This window comes from Burkholderia sp. Bp8986, assembly GCF_003854225.1.
Taxonomy (GTDB): Bacteria; Pseudomonadota; Gammaproteobacteria; order Burkholderiales; family Burkholderiaceae; genus Burkholderia.
Map to the genome: position 1 here is coordinate 107,153 of NZ_QTQM01000006.1, position 14,319 is coordinate 121,471.

General features: G+C 69.0%; 15 protein-coding genes. 13 read left to right on the top strand and 2 right to left on the bottom strand.

Annotation, left to right across the window (positions count from 1 at the left end; all coding sequences use genetic code 11):
- The first annotated feature begins 57 nt into the window (after positions 1-57).
- From DID99_RS08675 to DID99_RS08705, 7 genes are all read left to right on the top strand, one after another.
- Positions 58-681, top strand: coding sequence for an ABC-type transport auxiliary lipoprotein family protein (locus tag DID99_RS08675; RefSeq protein ID WP_044846778.1), 624 nt, complete (start codon positions 58-60; stop codon positions 679-681).
- Between the two features lie 19 nt (positions 682-700).
- Entirely contained in the window at positions 701-1,852 is a 1,152-nt protein-coding gene (locus DID99_RS08680; protein ID WP_124571348.1) for a VanZ family protein, read from the top strand.
- 146 nt (positions 1,853-1,998) lie between these two features.
- On the top strand, positions 1,999-2,316 hold the full coding sequence (locus DID99_RS08685; protein ID WP_044846759.1) for a ferredoxin: 318 nt from the start codon (positions 1,999-2,001) through the stop codon (positions 2,314-2,316).
- Positions 2,317-2,329: 13 nt separating this feature from the next.
- Complete coding sequence (locus DID99_RS08690) at positions 2,330-2,974, top strand: alpha/beta hydrolase (RefSeq protein ID WP_124486557.1); 645 nt, start codon at positions 2,330-2,332, stop codon at positions 2,972-2,974.
- 485 nt (positions 2,975-3,459) lie between these two features.
- The gene (locus DID99_RS08695) at positions 3,460-4,776 is read left to right on the top strand and encodes a D-alanyl-D-alanine carboxypeptidase family protein (RefSeq protein WP_044846757.1); all 1,317 of its coding nucleotides are present in this window, start codon (positions 3,460-3,462) and stop codon (positions 4,774-4,776) included.
- Positions 4,777-4,824: 48 nt separating this feature from the next.
- Positions 4,825-5,751, top strand: a complete 927-nt coding sequence (locus DID99_RS08700) for a D-amino acid aminotransferase (RefSeq protein WP_124486555.1) — start codon at positions 4,825-4,827, stop codon at positions 5,749-5,751.
- Entirely contained in the window at positions 5,751-6,059 is a 309-nt protein-coding gene (locus DID99_RS08705; RefSeq protein WP_044846755.1) for a YbeD family protein, read from the top strand. Before DID99_RS08700 ends, DID99_RS08705 begins: the two co-directional genes overlap by 1 nt.
- On the opposite strand, the gene DID99_RS08710 is transcribed toward DID99_RS08705, so the two are convergent.
- The gene (locus tag DID99_RS08710; protein ID WP_044846754.1) at positions 6,043-7,032 is read right to left on the bottom strand and encodes a transcriptional regulator GcvA; all 990 of its coding nucleotides are present in this window, start codon (positions 7,030-7,032) and stop codon (positions 6,043-6,045) included. The two genes, DID99_RS08705 and DID99_RS08710, sit on opposite strands and share 17 nt — an antisense overlap.
- 102 nt (positions 7,033-7,134) lie before the next feature.
- On the opposite strand from DID99_RS08710, the gene DID99_RS08715 reads away from it, so the two are divergent.
- From DID99_RS08715 to DID99_RS08740, 6 genes are all read left to right on the top strand, one after another.
- The gene (locus DID99_RS08715; protein WP_044846777.1) at positions 7,135-7,461 is read left to right on the top strand and encodes a DUF2917 domain-containing protein; all 327 of its coding nucleotides are present in this window, start codon (positions 7,135-7,137) and stop codon (positions 7,459-7,461) included.
- Positions 7,462-7,544: 83 nt separating this feature from the next.
- Positions 7,545-8,300, top strand: a complete 756-nt coding sequence (gene lipB, locus DID99_RS08720; protein ID WP_124571346.1) for a lipoyl(octanoyl) transferase LipB — start codon at positions 7,545-7,547, stop codon at positions 8,298-8,300.
- A complete protein-coding gene (lipA, locus tag DID99_RS08725; RefSeq protein ID WP_124486554.1) occupies positions 8,293-9,285 on the top strand; it encodes a lipoyl synthase in 993 nt (330 codons plus the stop codon). The genes lipB and lipA overlap by 8 nt, the downstream gene beginning before the upstream one ends.
- A gap of 252 nt (positions 9,286-9,537) precedes the next feature.
- Positions 9,538-10,554 (top strand): taurine ABC transporter substrate-binding protein, encoded by a 1,017-nt coding sequence (tauA, locus tag DID99_RS08730; protein WP_124486550.1) that lies wholly within the window; start codon positions 9,538-9,540, stop codon positions 10,552-10,554.
- Positions 10,555-10,594: 40 nt separating this feature from the next.
- Positions 10,595-11,392, top strand: coding sequence for a taurine ABC transporter ATP-binding protein (locus DID99_RS08735; protein ID WP_124666506.1), 798 nt, complete (start codon positions 10,595-10,597; stop codon positions 11,390-11,392).
- Entirely contained in the window at positions 11,392-12,357 is a 966-nt protein-coding gene (locus DID99_RS08740) for an ABC transporter permease subunit (RefSeq protein ID WP_124666535.1), read from the top strand. The genes DID99_RS08735 and DID99_RS08740 overlap by 1 nt, the downstream gene beginning before the upstream one ends.
- 61 nt (positions 12,358-12,418) lie before the next feature.
- Here the strand turns inward: DID99_RS08740 and ggt are convergent, their stop codons facing one another.
- Positions 12,419-14,302 (bottom strand): gamma-glutamyltransferase, encoded by a 1,884-nt coding sequence (gene ggt, locus DID99_RS08745; protein WP_124666507.1) that lies wholly within the window; start codon positions 14,300-14,302, stop codon positions 12,419-12,421.
- Positions 14,303-14,319: the final 17 nt, after the last annotated feature.

The window sequence follows — 14,319 nt, forward strand, 5'->3', positions numbered from 1 at the left end:
GGCGCGAGACCGGGCCATCACGCCATCGAAACCGGAAACATCATGCAGGAACATGCCATGCCACGAATCCTTGACCGCGCGCTGCGTCCGGCAGCGACCGCGCTCGCGGTGCTGACGCTCGCGTTCGCCGCCGGCTGCGCCGGCAACGCCGCGGCGCTGTCGAACGTCCGCTACGACCTCGGGCCGGCCGCATCGGTCGTCACGGCCGGCACCGGGCCCGCGCTGAAGGTGCTCGACGTCGCCGCGCCCGACGCGCTCGACACGGACAAGTTCGTCTACCGCCTCGCGTATGCGGATGCGCAGCGCATGGCCGTCTATCGCGACAGCCGCTGGACCGCGCCACCCGCGCAACTGCTCACGCAGCGGCTGCGCGGCGCGCTGTCGTCGCGCGGCGCGGTGCTCGAAGGTACCGACGGCGTGCGCGCGCCGACGCTGAAGGTCGACCTGAACGAATTCGAGCAGGTGTTCGACGGGCAGTCGCAGAGCCACGGCGCGGTCACCGCGCGCGCGACGCTGATGCAGGACGGCAAGGTGCTCGGCCAGCGCACCTTCGTCGCGCGCGCGCCGTCGAGCACGCCCGATGCGGAAGGCGGCGCGCGTGCGCTCGCGGCCGCGAGCGACGAGCTCGTGTCGCAGATCGCCGCGTGGGTCGGCGTGCAGGCGTACGCGGGCAACCCGTGACGCACCACGCGCAGCCGCGATGAGCGCGCCGGGCACGTCGCGCGCGTCGTCGCTGGCGCGGCAGGCGTTCGCCGCGTATGCGGCGCTCGTCGTCTATGCATCGCTGTATCCGTTCGACGGCTGGGTGTCGCTCGGCATCGGGCCGTTCGACTACCTGTTCGCGCCGATGCAGCGCTATGTGACCGCGTTCGACGTGGTCACCAACGTGCTCGGCTACCTGCCGTTCGGCGCGCTCGGCGTGCTCGCGCTGCATCCGCGCTGGCGCGGCGTGGTCGCGACGCTGATCATCGGCGGCCTCGGCGTGCTGCTGTCGGGGTCGATGGAGGCGCTGCAGACCTACCTGCCGACGCGTGTCGCGTCGAATCTCGACCTCGCGGCCAACGCGCTCGGCGCGCTGCTCGGCGCGGCGCTCGCGGCACCGGCCACCGGCGCGCTGCTCGAGCGCGGCGCGCTGCGCCGGCTGCGCTTCGCGTGGTTCGAGCCCGACGGCGCGACGCCGCTGCTGCTCGCCGGACTGTGGCCGTTCGCGATCCTGTTTCCGTCGCCGTTCCTGTTCGGCATCGGCGACTGGCCGGCCGCGCTGTGGGAACGCGCCGACGGCTCGATGCAGGACGCGCTGCTCGCGTGGCTGCCGGCCGCGTGGCGCGTGAGCGAATGGCCCGAGCGTGTCGACGGCTGGCTGTCCGACTCCGCGTGGGAAGCCGCGCTCGGTGGCCTGATGCTGTTCGCCGCGCTGGCGATCGCGTCGCTCGCGATGCGCGAGCGCGCGCCGCGCGTGCGGCTCCTGATCGGGTTCGTCGTCGCGACGCTCGCGCTGAAGGCGGCTGCGACCTTCATGCAGTCGAGCACCGGCCTCGTCGTCGTGTGGGCGACGCCCGGTGCGCGGCTCGGCATCGAGCTCGGCTTCGCGGCGGCCCTGCTCGCATTGCGCGTGCCGGCCGCGTGGCGCGCGCTGCTCGCGGCGCTCGCGCTGCTGGCCGGCGTGGCGCTCGTCAACCTGCTGCCCGTCAACCCGTTCTTCGACTTCACGCTGTCGGGCTGGCGGCAGGGCCGCTACGTGCACTTCAACAGCATCGCGCGCTGGCTCGCGTGGATCTGGCCCTACGCGGCGCTGATCTGGCTCGGCCAGCGCGTCGAGCACGCGTGGCTGCCGGCCGCGCCGCGGCGCTGACGCGGCACGCCGGGCAGGGCGGCCACGGTTCGGTCGCGGGCAGCGGCGCGCGCCGCTCGTTATAATCGTCCGCACATCCGTTGCCGCGCGCAACGGCGATCGCCCATCTTTCCGCCCGGCACCGCGCCGGGCCGCTCGTCACCATCATGGATTCCTACTACCAGCACCACGTCTTCTTCTGCCTGAACCAGCGCGACCCGGGCGCCGAGCGTCCGAGCTGCGCGCAATGCGATGCGCAGACCATGCAGGAATACGCGAAAAAGCGCGTGAAGGAACTCGGCCTCGCGGGGCCCGGCAAGGTCCGCATCAACAAGGCCGGCTGCCTCGACCGCTGCGAGGAAGGGCCCGTGATGGTCGTGTATCCGGAAGGCACGTGGTACACGTACGTCGACCAGGCCGACATCGACGAGATCGTCGAATCGCACCTGCGCGACGGCAAGGTCGTCGAGCGCCTGAAGATCTGAGCGGGCCGGCAGAATGAACGTTCATACGCAGAAGTCGCTGATCGCCGGCCCGGTCGGGCAGATCGAAATCGCGGTCGACCTGCCGGACGCCATGCGCGACGGCAGCGCCGCGCCGCGCGGCATCGCGCTCGTCGCGCACCCGCATCCGCTGTTCGGCGGCACGATGGACAACAAGGTCGCGCAAACCCTTGCGCGCACGCTGGTCCAGCTCGGCTACGTGGTGTACCGGTCCAACTTCCGCGGCGTCGGCGCGACCGAGGGCGTGCACGACAACGGCATCGGCGAGGCCGACGACCTGCTCGCCGTGCTCGCGCACATGCGCGCGCAGCCCGCGTGTGCGGACCTGCCGCTCGTGCTCGCGGGCTTCTCGTTCGGCACCTTCGTGCTGTCGCATGTCGCGAAGCGGCTGCGCGACGCGGGCGAGACGATCGAGCGGATGGTATTCGTCGGCACGGCCGCGAGCCGCTGGCAGGTCGCCGAGGTGCCGGAGAACACGCTGGTGATCCACGGCGAAACCGACGACACGGTGCCGATCGCGTCGGTGTACGACTGGGCGCGGCCGCAGGAACTGCCGGTCGTCGTGATCCCCGGCGCCGAGCATTTCTTCCATCGCAAGCTGCACGTGCTGAAGCGCATCATCGTCGACGCGTGGCGTTGATGCGCTGAACCCGGCGTGCGGCGCCGCTGCCGCACGCGTGCGATGTCGCCGCTCGCGCGACATCGCGCCGCATCGTGTCACGGCACGGTCGCACATGCCCGCTGCGGCGCGGCGCAATCCGACTTGCACGGCGCCTGCGCACGCCTTTCGCGCGGCTTCGATCACCCTCTCTCGCAGCGAAGCCTCGCCATCCTCTCGAAGTCGGCGTGCGGCCGCCCGGGCCACGGTTCCCGAAAACGCCGTTCGCAGCCACGTATAATGGCCGCAATTCGCGTCGCCCGCGGCCCGGCTGGGCCCATGCGGCGCTCGTTTCGCCGCCTGTCCGCCCGCTCGCGACGGCCGCGAACCGAACGCGTCCGCACGAGTCCAACCGGCGCGTTTCGCGCCGTCCGACGCAGTCGGACGAACGCCGGAACGCCCGCCGCCTTGCCGTTCAACCCTTGCGCGTTTCGCGCCGCACTTTCTGCCATCAGCCTGAATCGATCATGCGTCTGTCTCCCCAAGGCCTCAAGTCCCTCGCTTCTTCCATCGCCTTCGGCACCGCCGCGCGCAACGTCGCGCTCGGCGTGATGCTGCCCGTCGCGCTCGCGTCGACGATCGTCGTCGCCGAGGCGAAGCCGGCCGCCAAGGCCAAGGCCGCGCATGCCGCGCCGGCCGCCGCCGCCGAGCAGTTCACCGGCGCGCCCGCGACCTTCATGCCGGGCGCGGTGCCGCCGCCGGGCGTGAACGCGCGCTCGTGGGTGCTCGTCGATGCGACGAGCAACACGGTGCTCGCCTCGGGCAACGCCGACGAACGCGTCGAGCCCGCATCGCTGACGAAGCTGATGACGGCCTACCTGGTGTTCGAGGCGCTCGACAAGAAGAAGATCTCGATGGAGCAGATCGTCACGCCGAGCGTCGCGGTACGCCGCGTCGGCACCGACGAGTCGCGCATGTTCATCGAGGCGAACAAGCCGGTGTCGGTGCACGACCTCGTGTACGGGATGATCATCCAGTCGGGCAACGACGCCGCGATCGCGCTGGCCGAACTCGTCGGCGGCAGCGAAGGGCAGTTCGTCACGCTGATGAACGACGAGGCGGCGCGCCTCGGCATGAAGGGCACCCACTTCGCCGACGTGAACGGCATGCCCGACCCGAACCACTACACGACGGCCGGCGACCTCGCGAAGCTGTCCGCGCACCTGATCCGCGATTTTCCGCAGTACTACAGCATCTTCTCGGAGAAGGAATTCAAGTACAACAACATCCGCCAGGGCAACCGCAACCGCCTGCTGTGGCTGGATCCGACGGTCGACGGCCTGAAGACGGGCCATACGCAGGCGGCCGGCTACTGCCTGATCGCGTCGGCGAAGCGCGCGATCCCGGGTGTCGACAGCCAGCGGCGTCTCGTGTCGGTGATGATGGGCGAGCAGAAGGAAGGCGAGCGCACGCAGGACAGCATGAAGATGCTGAACTACGGCTATAGCGCGTTCGACGCGGTGCGCCTGTTCAAGGGTGGCCAGGCGATGTCGACGCCGCGCATCTACAAGGGCAAGGAAAACACCGTGCAGGTCGGCGTGAAGGGCGACCAGTGGGTGACCGTGCCGCGCGGCCTGGGCGACAAGGTCAAGCCGGAAGTCGAGGTCAACGCGCCGCTGATCGCGCCGCTCGCGGAAGGCCAGCAGGTCGGTACCGTGAAGATCGTCGCCGACGGCAAGACGCTGTCGGAGTTCCCGGTCGTCGCGCTGCAGGCCGTGCCGGAAGCGGGTATCTTCGGCCGTATCTGGGACTCGATCCTGCTGATGTTCAGCAAGAAGAAGTAAGCGCGACGGGCCTTTGTTTTCACGACTTCATCCCCATCTGTCATTGCCATGAGCCAAGCCGAATTCGAACCGATCGTCTACCTCAGCGTGTCGTCGCACGAGGAACTGGTGCCGCTGTCGGAAGCCCGCGTGCCGGTGCTCGACCGCGGGTTCATCTTCGGCGATGGCGTGTATGAAGTCGTCCCCGTTTATGCGCATGACGGCGCGCACGTGCCGTTCCGGATCGAACAGCATCTGGACCGGCTCGCGCGCAGCCTGAAGAAGATCGGCATCGACAATCCGCATGACGCGGCCGGCTGGCGCGCGCTGATCGAGCGCGTGGTCGCCGCGAATGCGGAAGGCCTCGGCGACGGCCATGCGCTCGTCTACCTGCAGGTGACGCGCGGTGTCGCGAAGCGCGGCCACGCGTTCCCGGCGAATACGGTGCCGACGGTGTTCGCGATGACGAGCCCGCTGCGCCTGCCGTCGGACGAGGAGCGCGCGCAGGGCGTGCGCTGCGTGACGGCCGAGGATCGCCGCTGGCTGCATTGCGACATCAAGTCGATTTCGCTGCTCGGCAACGTGTTGATGGCGCAGCATGCGGCCGAACGCGACGCGTTCGAGACGATCCAGCTGCGCGACGACAACGTGACCGAAGGTTCGTCGTCGAACGTGTGGGTCGTGAAGAACGGCGAGCTGTACGCGCCGCCGCGCAGCAACAGGATCCTCGAAGGGATCCGCTACGCGCTGGTCGAGCAGCTGGCCGACGAATGTGGCATTCCGTTCGTCGCGCGCGAGATCAGCGAAGCCGAGCTGCGCTCGGCGGACGAGATCATGATCACGTCGGCCACGAAGGAGATTTTGCCCGTCACGTCGCTCGACGACCTGCCCGTGCAGGGCGGCAAGCCGGGCCCCGTGTTCGCGGCGTTGTACGACGCGTACCAGCGTGCGAAGGCACGCGAGTTTGAACAGTTTGACCTAACCCGGAGAAAGTGATGAGCGAACCGACCAAAACCATCGAGGTCACCGGCGCGATCGATGCCCGGAAGGAGTCGCTGCTGGAGTTTCCGTGCGATTTCCCGATCAAGATCATGGGCAAGGCGCACCCGGAATTCAAGGATACGATCTTCAAGGTCGTGGCCGTCCACGACAACGAGATCGACGTCGAGAAGATCGAGGAGCGTGCCTCGAGCGGCGGCAACTACACCGGCCTCACGATCACCGTGCGCGCCACGAGCCAGCAACAGCTCGACGACATCTACCGCGCACTGACCGGCCATCCGATGGTCAAGGTCGTGCTCTGAGGGCCGCTTTCCATCCTCCTTCCTGCGCGCACTCGGCGGGGGTTTTCCCCGCCGCGCGCCGCGCGTCCAGCTCGTCGCACAGCTGCTGGTACTCCGCGACTTCCTGAAGCAGCCAGGTCCTGAAGGCCTGCACGCGCGGCGTGTTCACGAGCGGCGGCGGACACACGAAAAAATAGTGCCACGGGCTCTGCCCGTCGATGTCGAACAGGCGCACGAGGCGCCCGTCCAGCAGGTCGTGCACCGCGAGCGAGCGGCGCACCAGCGCGATGCCCTGGCCGTCGATCGCGGCCAGCAGCAGGTTCGACGAATCCTGGTACAGAATCCCCCGTTTCGGCTCGGTCAATGTATCGAGCCCCGCCGCGTCGAACCACGGCCGCCACAGCTCGTCGTCCGAGCGCAACAGGTTGTAGTGCACGAGATCGGCGGGCGTCTGCGGCAGCTTGCCGCCGTTCAGCGTCGGCGAGCACGCCGGAAAGAACACTTCCTCGAACAGCGGCTCGACGTGCAGCCCCGGATAGCTGCCGGAGCCGAAGCGGATCGCGAGATCGACGTCGTCACGCGCGAAGTCGGTGAGCGAGTTGGTGGACTGCAACTCGACGTCGATTTCCGGATGCCGCTCGATGAACGTGCCGATGCGCGGCGTGATGAAGCGCGCGGCGAACGACGACAGCATCGACACCACCAGCCGCCGTCCGCGGTCGCTCGCGCGCACCTCGCGCGTCGCATCGGCGATCTGCATCAGCGCGGTGCGGACCTGCTGCGCGTAGCGCATGCCGGCGTCGGTCAGGCACAGCCGCTTGCCGTTGCGCGTGAACAGCTGCACGCCGAGCTCCTCCTCGAGCGCGCGAACCTGGTGGCTGACCGCGCCGTGGGTGACGTACAGCTCGTCGGCGGCGCGGGAGAAATTCTCGTGACGGGCGGCGGCTTCGAACGCGCGAATCGCGTTCAGCGCAGGCAGCTGGCGGAGGTCCATTTGCTAATTTTCCTCACATCGACGTGAAAATTGGTCGTTTTGTCGGGTGCCTTGAAGTGACTACGATTGTAGCCATCGAAGCATTTATTGGCGGAGTCGATCATGCAAGAAATTTCTTCAAGCATCACGTTCGAAATCCCCGCGGGCGAGACCGTGCCGATGAAGGTGCAGCGCAGCACGCGTCTGACGGTGCAATGCGGGCCGGTGTGGGCGACGCGCAGCAACGACGTCGAAGACTACTTCCTGGTCGACGGCGAGACGCTCCGGCTGCGTCGCGGCGAGCGGCTGTGGCTCAGTGCGGAAGGCCGGCAGGGCGCGCAGGTCGCGTTCTCGGTGTCGCGGCCGGCCGGGGAAGTCGCGCGCGGCGCGCTGGCGCGGCTGCGCAACCGCGTGAACGCGCTGTTCCACGACGGCTGGCGCACCGTCTGACCGACCTTTCCTCCGACGGATGCTCGCGATCCGTCCCCTTCCCGGGCCGGCGAGACGCATGGGTTTTCGGTAAACTAGCGCCCATGTCCGTCTCGCCGGTTGCCATCGTGTCCACGCCTGTCGCTGTTTCCGAATCGCCCGCCGGGTCTCCGGTCCAGCCCGTCGTGCCGGTCACCGTGCGTTGGCGGGGCAGCGAGGCCTACGAGACGAGCTTCGACGCGATGCGCGCGTTCACCGACACGCGCACGGCCGACACCGGCGACGAAATCTGGGTCGTCGAGCATCCGCCCGTCTACACGCTCGGCCAGGCCGGCGACCCGGCCCACCTGCTGGTGGCCGACAGCGGCGTGCCGCTCGTGAAGGTCGACCGCGGCGGGCAAATCACCTACCACGGCCCCGGCCAGATCGTCGCCTACCTGCTGCTGGACCTGCGCCGGCGCAAGCTGATGGTGCGCACGCTCGTGACGAAGATCGAGGAGGCCGTGATCGAAACCCTCGCGGCGTATAATCTCGCTTCGGTCCGCAAGGCGGGCGCGCCGGGCATCTACGTGGCATCCGGCGTGCACGAAGGCGCGAAGATCGCGGCCCTCGGCCTGAAGATCCGCAACGGCTGCAGCTATCACGGGCTGAGCCTGAACGTGAAGATGGATCTGCGCCCGTTTCTCGCGATCAACCCGTGCGGCTATGCCGGACTGGAAACCGTCGACATGGCGAGCCTCGAGGTTGCCGCCGACTGGAACGACGTCGCCCACACGCTGGTGGGTCGTCTGATTGCCAACCTCGATGGCGCATCCGCGGCCGCCGACAAGCCGCAGGCACTGGAACATTCGAATGACTGACGTTACCGCTTCCCCCGCACCGGCCGACTCGGCCGCGACCGCTGCCTACGATCCCACCGCCAAGCAGAAGGCGCAGGCGAAGACGGCGCGCATCCCGATCAAGGTCGTTCCGATCGAGAAGCTGAAGAAGCCGGAGTGGATCCGCGTGAAGGCGGCCACCGGCAGCTCGCGCTTCAACGAGATCAAGACGATCCTGCGCGAGCACAACCTGCATACCGTGTGCGAGGAAGCGAGCTGCCCGAACATCGGCGAGTGCTTCGGCAAGGGCACCGCGACGTTCATGATCATGGGCGACAAGTGCACGCGCCGCTGCCCGTTCTGCGACGTCGGCCACGGCCGTCCCGATCCGCTCGACGCGGACGAACCGAAGAATCTCGCGCGCACGATCGCGGCGCTCAAGCTCAAGTACGTGGTGATCACGAGCGTCGACCGCGACGACCTGCGCGACGGTGGCGCCGCCCACTTCGTCGAGTGCATCCGTGAAGTACGCGAGCAGTCGCCGGACACGCGCATCGAGATCCTGACGCCGGACTTCCGCGGCCGTCTCGACCGCGCGATCTCGATCCTGAACGCCGCGCCGCCCGACGTGATGAACCACAACCTCGAAACGGTGCCGCGCCTGTACAAGGAAGCGCGCCCGGGTTCGGACTACGCGCACTCGCTGAAGCTGCTGAAGGACTTCAAGGCGCTGCATCCGGACGTCGCGACGAAGTCGGGCCTGATGGTCGGCCTCGGCGAGACCGAAGAGGAAATCCTGCAGGTGATGCGCGACCTGCGCGCGCACGACGTCGACATGCTGACGATCGGCCAGTACCTGCAACCGTCCGAGCACCACCTGCCGGTGCGTGCGTACGTGCATCCGGATACGTTCAAGATGTACGAGGAAGAGGCGTACAAGATGGGCTTCACGCACGCGGCCGTCGGCGCGATGGTGCGTTCGAGCTATCACGCCGATCTGCAGGCGCATGGGGCCGGGGTGGTCTGAGCGTCGCGATGCCGCGATTGTCTCGCGCAGTCGAAAAAAGCCCGCAGCGATGCGGGCTTTTTCGTTGGCGCGGCGGCCATCCGCGCATGCGCACGGCAATCGTCACCCGACCGGACACGCAATCCGGTCGAGCATGGAAAGCAAAGCTGAAACGGCATCGATAGCTTCGCAGGATAAGTTCGCTCCCGCCGCGCGCAAAGCTCGTAAAGTCGGCTCTCCCGCAGCAATGCCCGCATCCCGAAGGAGAGCCGCATGTCCCGTTTCAGCTTCGTCCGCCGCGCCGTCGTCGCGCTGACCGCCTTTGCCGCGCTGGGCGCGGCGCACGCCGAATCGCGCGAGGTCGTGATCGCGTACCAGGACATGGTCGTGCCGTGGCGCTATGCGCAGGCGAGCGGTGAAGTCGAAAAGGCGACCGGCTACAAGGTCACGTTCCGCAAGCTCGACAGCGGCGCCGACGTGATCCGCGCGCTCGCGTCGGGCTCCGTGCAGCTCGGCGAGGCCGGTTCCAGCCCGATCGCGGCCGGCCTGTCGCAGGGGCTCGACATCTCGCTGTTCTGGGTGCTCGACAACATCAACGACGCCGAGGCGCTCGTCGCGCGCAACGGCTCGGGCGTCACGAACGTCGCCGGGCTGAAGGGCAAGAAGATCGGCGTGCCGTTCGTGTCGACGTCGCACTTCCATACGCTCGTCGCGCTGCAGGCCGCGGGCGTCAATCCGAACGACGTGAAGATCGTCAACCTGCGTCCGCCCGAAGTCGCGGCTGCGTGGGCGCGCGGCGACATCGACGCGACCTACATCTGGGATCCGGTGCTCGCGAAGGTCAAGCAGTCGGGCACCGTGCTCACGACGTCGGGCCAGGTTGCGAAGGAAAGCGGCAAGTCGACCTTCGACGGCTTCGTCGTGAGCCGCAAGTTCGCGCGCGAGAACCCCGAGTTCGTCACGCGCTTCGTGAAGGTGCTCGCGGCGGCAGACGCCGACTACCGCGCGCACGCTGCAGCGTGGAAGGTCGGTTCGCCGCAGGTCGCGGCGGTCGCGAAGGTGTCCGGCGCGAACGCGCAGGACGTGCCGGCCAGCCTCGCGCTCTACGCGTTCCCGACGGCGGCCGAGCAGGCTTCGCCGACGTGGCTCGGCGGCGGCGCGCAATCGGGCGCCGCGAAGTCGCTCGCGGCCACGGCCACGTTCCTCAAATCGCAAGGCACGATCCAGACGGTGCTGTCCGACTATTCGGCCGGCGTCGATCCGCAGTTCGTGCAGAAGGCCGCGCGCTGAGCGCGGCCGTTCAGCCCACTCGTCGCGGAGCCCTTCGATCATGAGCACGCTGGAAGTCCGTCAGGTATCGGTCGACTATCCCGGCGAACGCGGCCGGCCGACGACGCAGGCGCTCGCGCACGTCGACCTGCGCATCGAAGCCGGTGAATTCGTCGTCGCGCTCGGCGCGTCCGGGTGCGGGAAGACGACGCTGCTGAACTGCATGGCCGGCTTCGTCGCGCCGACGACCGGCGACGTGCGCGTCGACGGCGTGCCGGTCACGGGCCCCGGCGCCGATCGCGGCGTCGTGTTCCAGAAATACGCGTTGCTGCCGTGGCTCGACGTGCTCGAGAACGTCGCGCTCGGGCTGCGCTTCGCACGCGTGTCGAAGGCCGAACGCGAAGCGCGGGCGCGGGAGATGCTCGCGCTGGTCGGGCTCGACAAGCATGCGCACGCGCGCGTGTACGAGCTGTCGGGCGGGATGCAGCAGCGCGTCGGCATCGCGCGTGCGCTTGCGAGCGATCCGCGCGTGCTGCTGATGGACGAGCCTATGGGCGCGCTCGACGCGATGACGCGCGGCACGATGCAGGCGCTCGTGCTCGACGTGTGGGCACGCACCGGCAAGACGGTGTTCTTCATCACGCACGACGTCGAGGAGGCGCTGTTCCTCGCGACGCGTCTCGTCGTGATGACGCCCGGCCCCGGCCGGATCGCGGAGACGTTCGAGCTGCCGTTCGCGCGGCGCTACGTCGAATCGCGCGATGCGCGCGCGGTGAAGTCGTCGCCGGAATTCATCGCGTGGCGCGAGCGGCTGATCGCGTATCTGCATCGCGACGAGGCGGTGGCGGAGCGCGCGTGATGCATGAGTTCGCGCGACGGGGCGCGTCCGTCGGGCGCGGCCGGATCAGTACTTTGCACAGGCAGGACGACATGAGCACGCAGGATTCGTTGGCAGCCGATCGAGCGGCCGCGGAGGTCGGGCAGGATCAACGCGCGACGCAACAGCGTCACGCGGTGCGTCCGGCTCGCGCATCGCATCGTTACCGGTTGCCGGGGCAGGGGCGGACGGCCGCGCTCAGCGCGGCGACGGTCGCGGCGCTGGCCGTGCTGTGGTGGGTCGCGACGCGCCGGCAGTGGTTGCCGCCGCTGTTCCTGCCCGCGCCGGAAGCGGTATGGGCCGCGTTCGTCGACGCGTGGCATGGCCGCATCCAGGGCGGCCTGCCGTTGTCGGAGCATTTGTTGTGGAGCGCCGCGCGCGTGTTCGGCGCCTTCGTGTTCGCCACTGCGATCGGCGTGCCGGCCGGGATCCTGATGGGCGTGAGCCGCATCGCGCGCGGCGTGCTCGATCCGCTGCTGGAGTTCTACCGGCCGCTGCCGCCGCTCGCGTATCTGCCGCTCGTCGTGATCTGGTTCGGCATCGACGAGACGGCGAAGCTCGTCGTGATCTTCCTCGCATGCTTCGCGCCGATCGCGATGGCCGCCCGTGCCGGCGTGCGCGCGGCAACCGTCGAGCAGATCAACGCCGCGTATTCGCTCGGCGGCAGCTTCGCGCAGATCGTGCGCCATGTCGTGCTGCCGGCGGCGCTGCCGGAAATCCTCACCGGCTTGCGGATCGCGATCGGATTCGGCTGGACGACGCTGGTCGCGGCCGAAATGGTCGCCGCGACGGCCGGGCTCGGGCAGATGGTGCTCAACGCGTCGAGCTTCCTGCGCACCGATCTCGTCGTGATGGGGATCCTGATCATCGGCGCGATCGCATGGCTGTTCGATCTCGCGATGCGGTGGGTCGAGCGGCGGGTGGTGCCGTGGAAGGGACGCGGGTGATGCCCGGATGAGACCCGCGGGCGGCGCATGCGCACCGCCCGTGCCGGTCGTGCCAGTCGCGTCACTCGCCCATCGCGACGCCTTCCCGCCGCGGGTCGGCCCCGCCGAACCACACCGTCTGCCCCTGCACGTTCAGCCGCTGGATCCCCTGCAGTCCCGAATTCATCTCGACGACCCGCACGTCGTGCCCGCGCCCTTTCAACCCGTCGACGAGCGCGTCCGACACGCGGCCGCGTTCGAGCTGCGTCGGCCCGTTCATCGACCCGACGTTCGGCAGCGCGATCGCCTGCTGCATCGTCATCCCCCAGTCCATCACGCCGATCATCGTCTTCGCGACGTGATTGATGATCGCGGGGCCGCCGGCCGAGCCGACGATCATCGTCACCTGCTTCGTCTTCTGGTCGAACACGAGCTCGGGCGACATCGACGAGCGCGGCCGCTTGCCTGGCTGCACGCGGTTCGCGACCGGTCGCCCGTTCTCGTTCGACACGAACGAGAAATCGGTCAACTGGTTGTTCAACATGAACCCGCGCACCATCAGCCGCGAACCGAACGCGTCCTCGACGCTGGTCGTCATCGACAGCGCCTGGCCGTAGCGGTCGACGATCGCGATGTCGGACGTCGACGGCAATTCGGGGCTGCGGTCGTCGGCCAGCGCGAGCGTCGCGCCCTGCGGCGTGCCGGCCTGCGCGACGCCCATGCTGGTGTCGCCGATCAGGCGCGCGCGCTGCGCGAGATAGGTCCGGTCGACGAGGCTCGCCCAGCTGCCGCCCGGCAGCGGCGCGAAATCCGGATCGGCGACGTAGCGCGCACGGTCCGCATACGCGAGGCGTCCCGCCTCGCTGAACAGGTGCGCGGCGAACGGCGTCGGCTCGTAGCCGACTTCGTTGCGCACCGGCTTCTGCGCGCCGATCTGCTGCCAGTCGGGCATCGCCTCGAGGATGCCGAGCATCTGCGCGATCGCCAGGCCGCCCGATGACGGCGGCGGCATCCCGCACACCACCGAGCGCCGGTAGCCGGTGCACAGCGGCGCCCGCACCTTCGCCTTGTAGCGCGCGAGATCCTGCAGCGACAGCAGGCCCGGATTGGTCGGGTGCTTGCGCACCTTCGTGACGATGTCGCGCGCGATCGCGCCGGTGTAGAACGCATTCGCGCCGCGATCGGCAACCTGGCGCAGCACGGTCGCGAGCGCGGGGTTCTTCAGCACCGTGCCGGCCGCCTTCGGCGTGCCGTCCTTGTTGTAGAAGTACGCACGCGCGGCCGGGTCGTTCATCAGGTACTTGTCGTTCGCGATCAGCATCGCGAGGCGCGGGCTGATCGTGAAGCCGTGCTCGGCGAGCCGGATCGCGGGCTGGAACAGCCGGCGCCACGGCAGTTTGCCGTGCGCGCGGTGCGCGGCGTCGAGCATCCGCAGCACGCCCGGCGTGCCGACCGAACGGCCGCCCACGACACTTTCGTAGAAGCCCATCGGCTGGCCGGTCGGGCCGTAGAACAGCCGGTCGGTCGCGGCGGCCGGCGCGGTCTCGCGGCCGTCGTACGCCTGCGTCGCACGGCCGTCGAAGTAGAGCATGAACGCGCCGCCACCGAGCCCCGACGATTGCGGCTCGACGAGCGCGAGCACCATCTGCGTGGCGATCGCCGCGTCGATCGCGGTGCCGCCGGCCTTCAGCATCTCGTCGCCGGCCTGCGTGGCGAGCGGGTTCGCGGCCGCGATCATGAAGCGCTGCGAGGTCCAGCCCGGCTTGTCGGTCCAGCCGGACGCCAGTTCGGGCGCGTGAACGCCGGGCAGCGGCACCGCGGCGCCGGACGCGGCAGCGACCGGGACGACGGCGCCCGACGGCGCGGACGGCGATGTGCAGCCGGCGTCGAACGTGACGAGCGCGGCGAGCGCGAGCGTGGCGACGAGCGTCCGGGGACGCGAATGCGGACGGATCCGGTCGAACATTGAAACCCTCGGCAACA

What these genes read in the sequence shown, in the direction of transcription:
- DID99_RS08675 (WP_044846778.1), top strand. Translation starts at nt 58, where the DNA reads ATGCCACGAATCCTTGACCGCGCGCTGCGTCCGGCAGCGACCGCGCTC.
- DID99_RS08680 (WP_124571348.1), top strand. Translation starts at nt 701, where the DNA reads ATGAGCGCGCCGGGCACGTCGCGCGCGTCGTCGCTGGCGCGGCAGGCG.
- DID99_RS08685 (WP_044846759.1), top strand. Translation starts at nt 1,999, where the DNA reads ATGGATTCCTACTACCAGCACCACGTCTTCTTCTGCCTGAACCAGCGC.
- DID99_RS08690 (WP_124486557.1), top strand. Translation starts at nt 2,330, where the DNA reads ATGAACGTTCATACGCAGAAGTCGCTGATCGCCGGCCCGGTCGGGCAG.
- DID99_RS08695 (WP_044846757.1), top strand. Translation starts at nt 3,460, where the DNA reads ATGCGTCTGTCTCCCCAAGGCCTCAAGTCCCTCGCTTCTTCCATCGCC.
- DID99_RS08700 (WP_124486555.1), top strand. Translation starts at nt 4,825, where the DNA reads ATGAGCCAAGCCGAATTCGAACCGATCGTCTACCTCAGCGTGTCGTCG.
- DID99_RS08705 (WP_044846755.1), top strand. Translation starts at nt 5,751, where the DNA reads ATGAGCGAACCGACCAAAACCATCGAGGTCACCGGCGCGATCGATGCC.
- DID99_RS08710 (WP_044846754.1), bottom strand. Translation starts at nt 7,032, where the DNA reads ATGGACCTCCGCCAGCTGCCTGCGCTGAACGCGATTCGCGCGTTCGAA.
- DID99_RS08715 (WP_044846777.1), top strand. Translation starts at nt 7,135, where the DNA reads ATGCAAGAAATTTCTTCAAGCATCACGTTCGAAATCCCCGCGGGCGAG.
- lipB (WP_124571346.1), top strand. Translation starts at nt 7,545, where the DNA reads ATGTCCGTCTCGCCGGTTGCCATCGTGTCCACGCCTGTCGCTGTTTCC.
- lipA (WP_124486554.1), top strand. Translation starts at nt 8,293, where the DNA reads ATGACTGACGTTACCGCTTCCCCCGCACCGGCCGACTCGGCCGCGACC.
- tauA (WP_124486550.1), top strand. Translation starts at nt 9,538, where the DNA reads ATGTCCCGTTTCAGCTTCGTCCGCCGCGCCGTCGTCGCGCTGACCGCC.
- DID99_RS08735 (WP_124666506.1), top strand. Translation starts at nt 10,595, where the DNA reads ATGAGCACGCTGGAAGTCCGTCAGGTATCGGTCGACTATCCCGGCGAA.
- DID99_RS08740 (WP_124666535.1), top strand. Translation starts at nt 11,392, where the DNA reads ATGCATGAGTTCGCGCGACGGGGCGCGTCCGTCGGGCGCGGCCGGATC.
- ggt (WP_124666507.1), bottom strand. Translation starts at nt 14,302, where the DNA reads ATGTTCGACCGGATCCGTCCGCATTCGCGTCCCCGGACGCTCGTCGCC.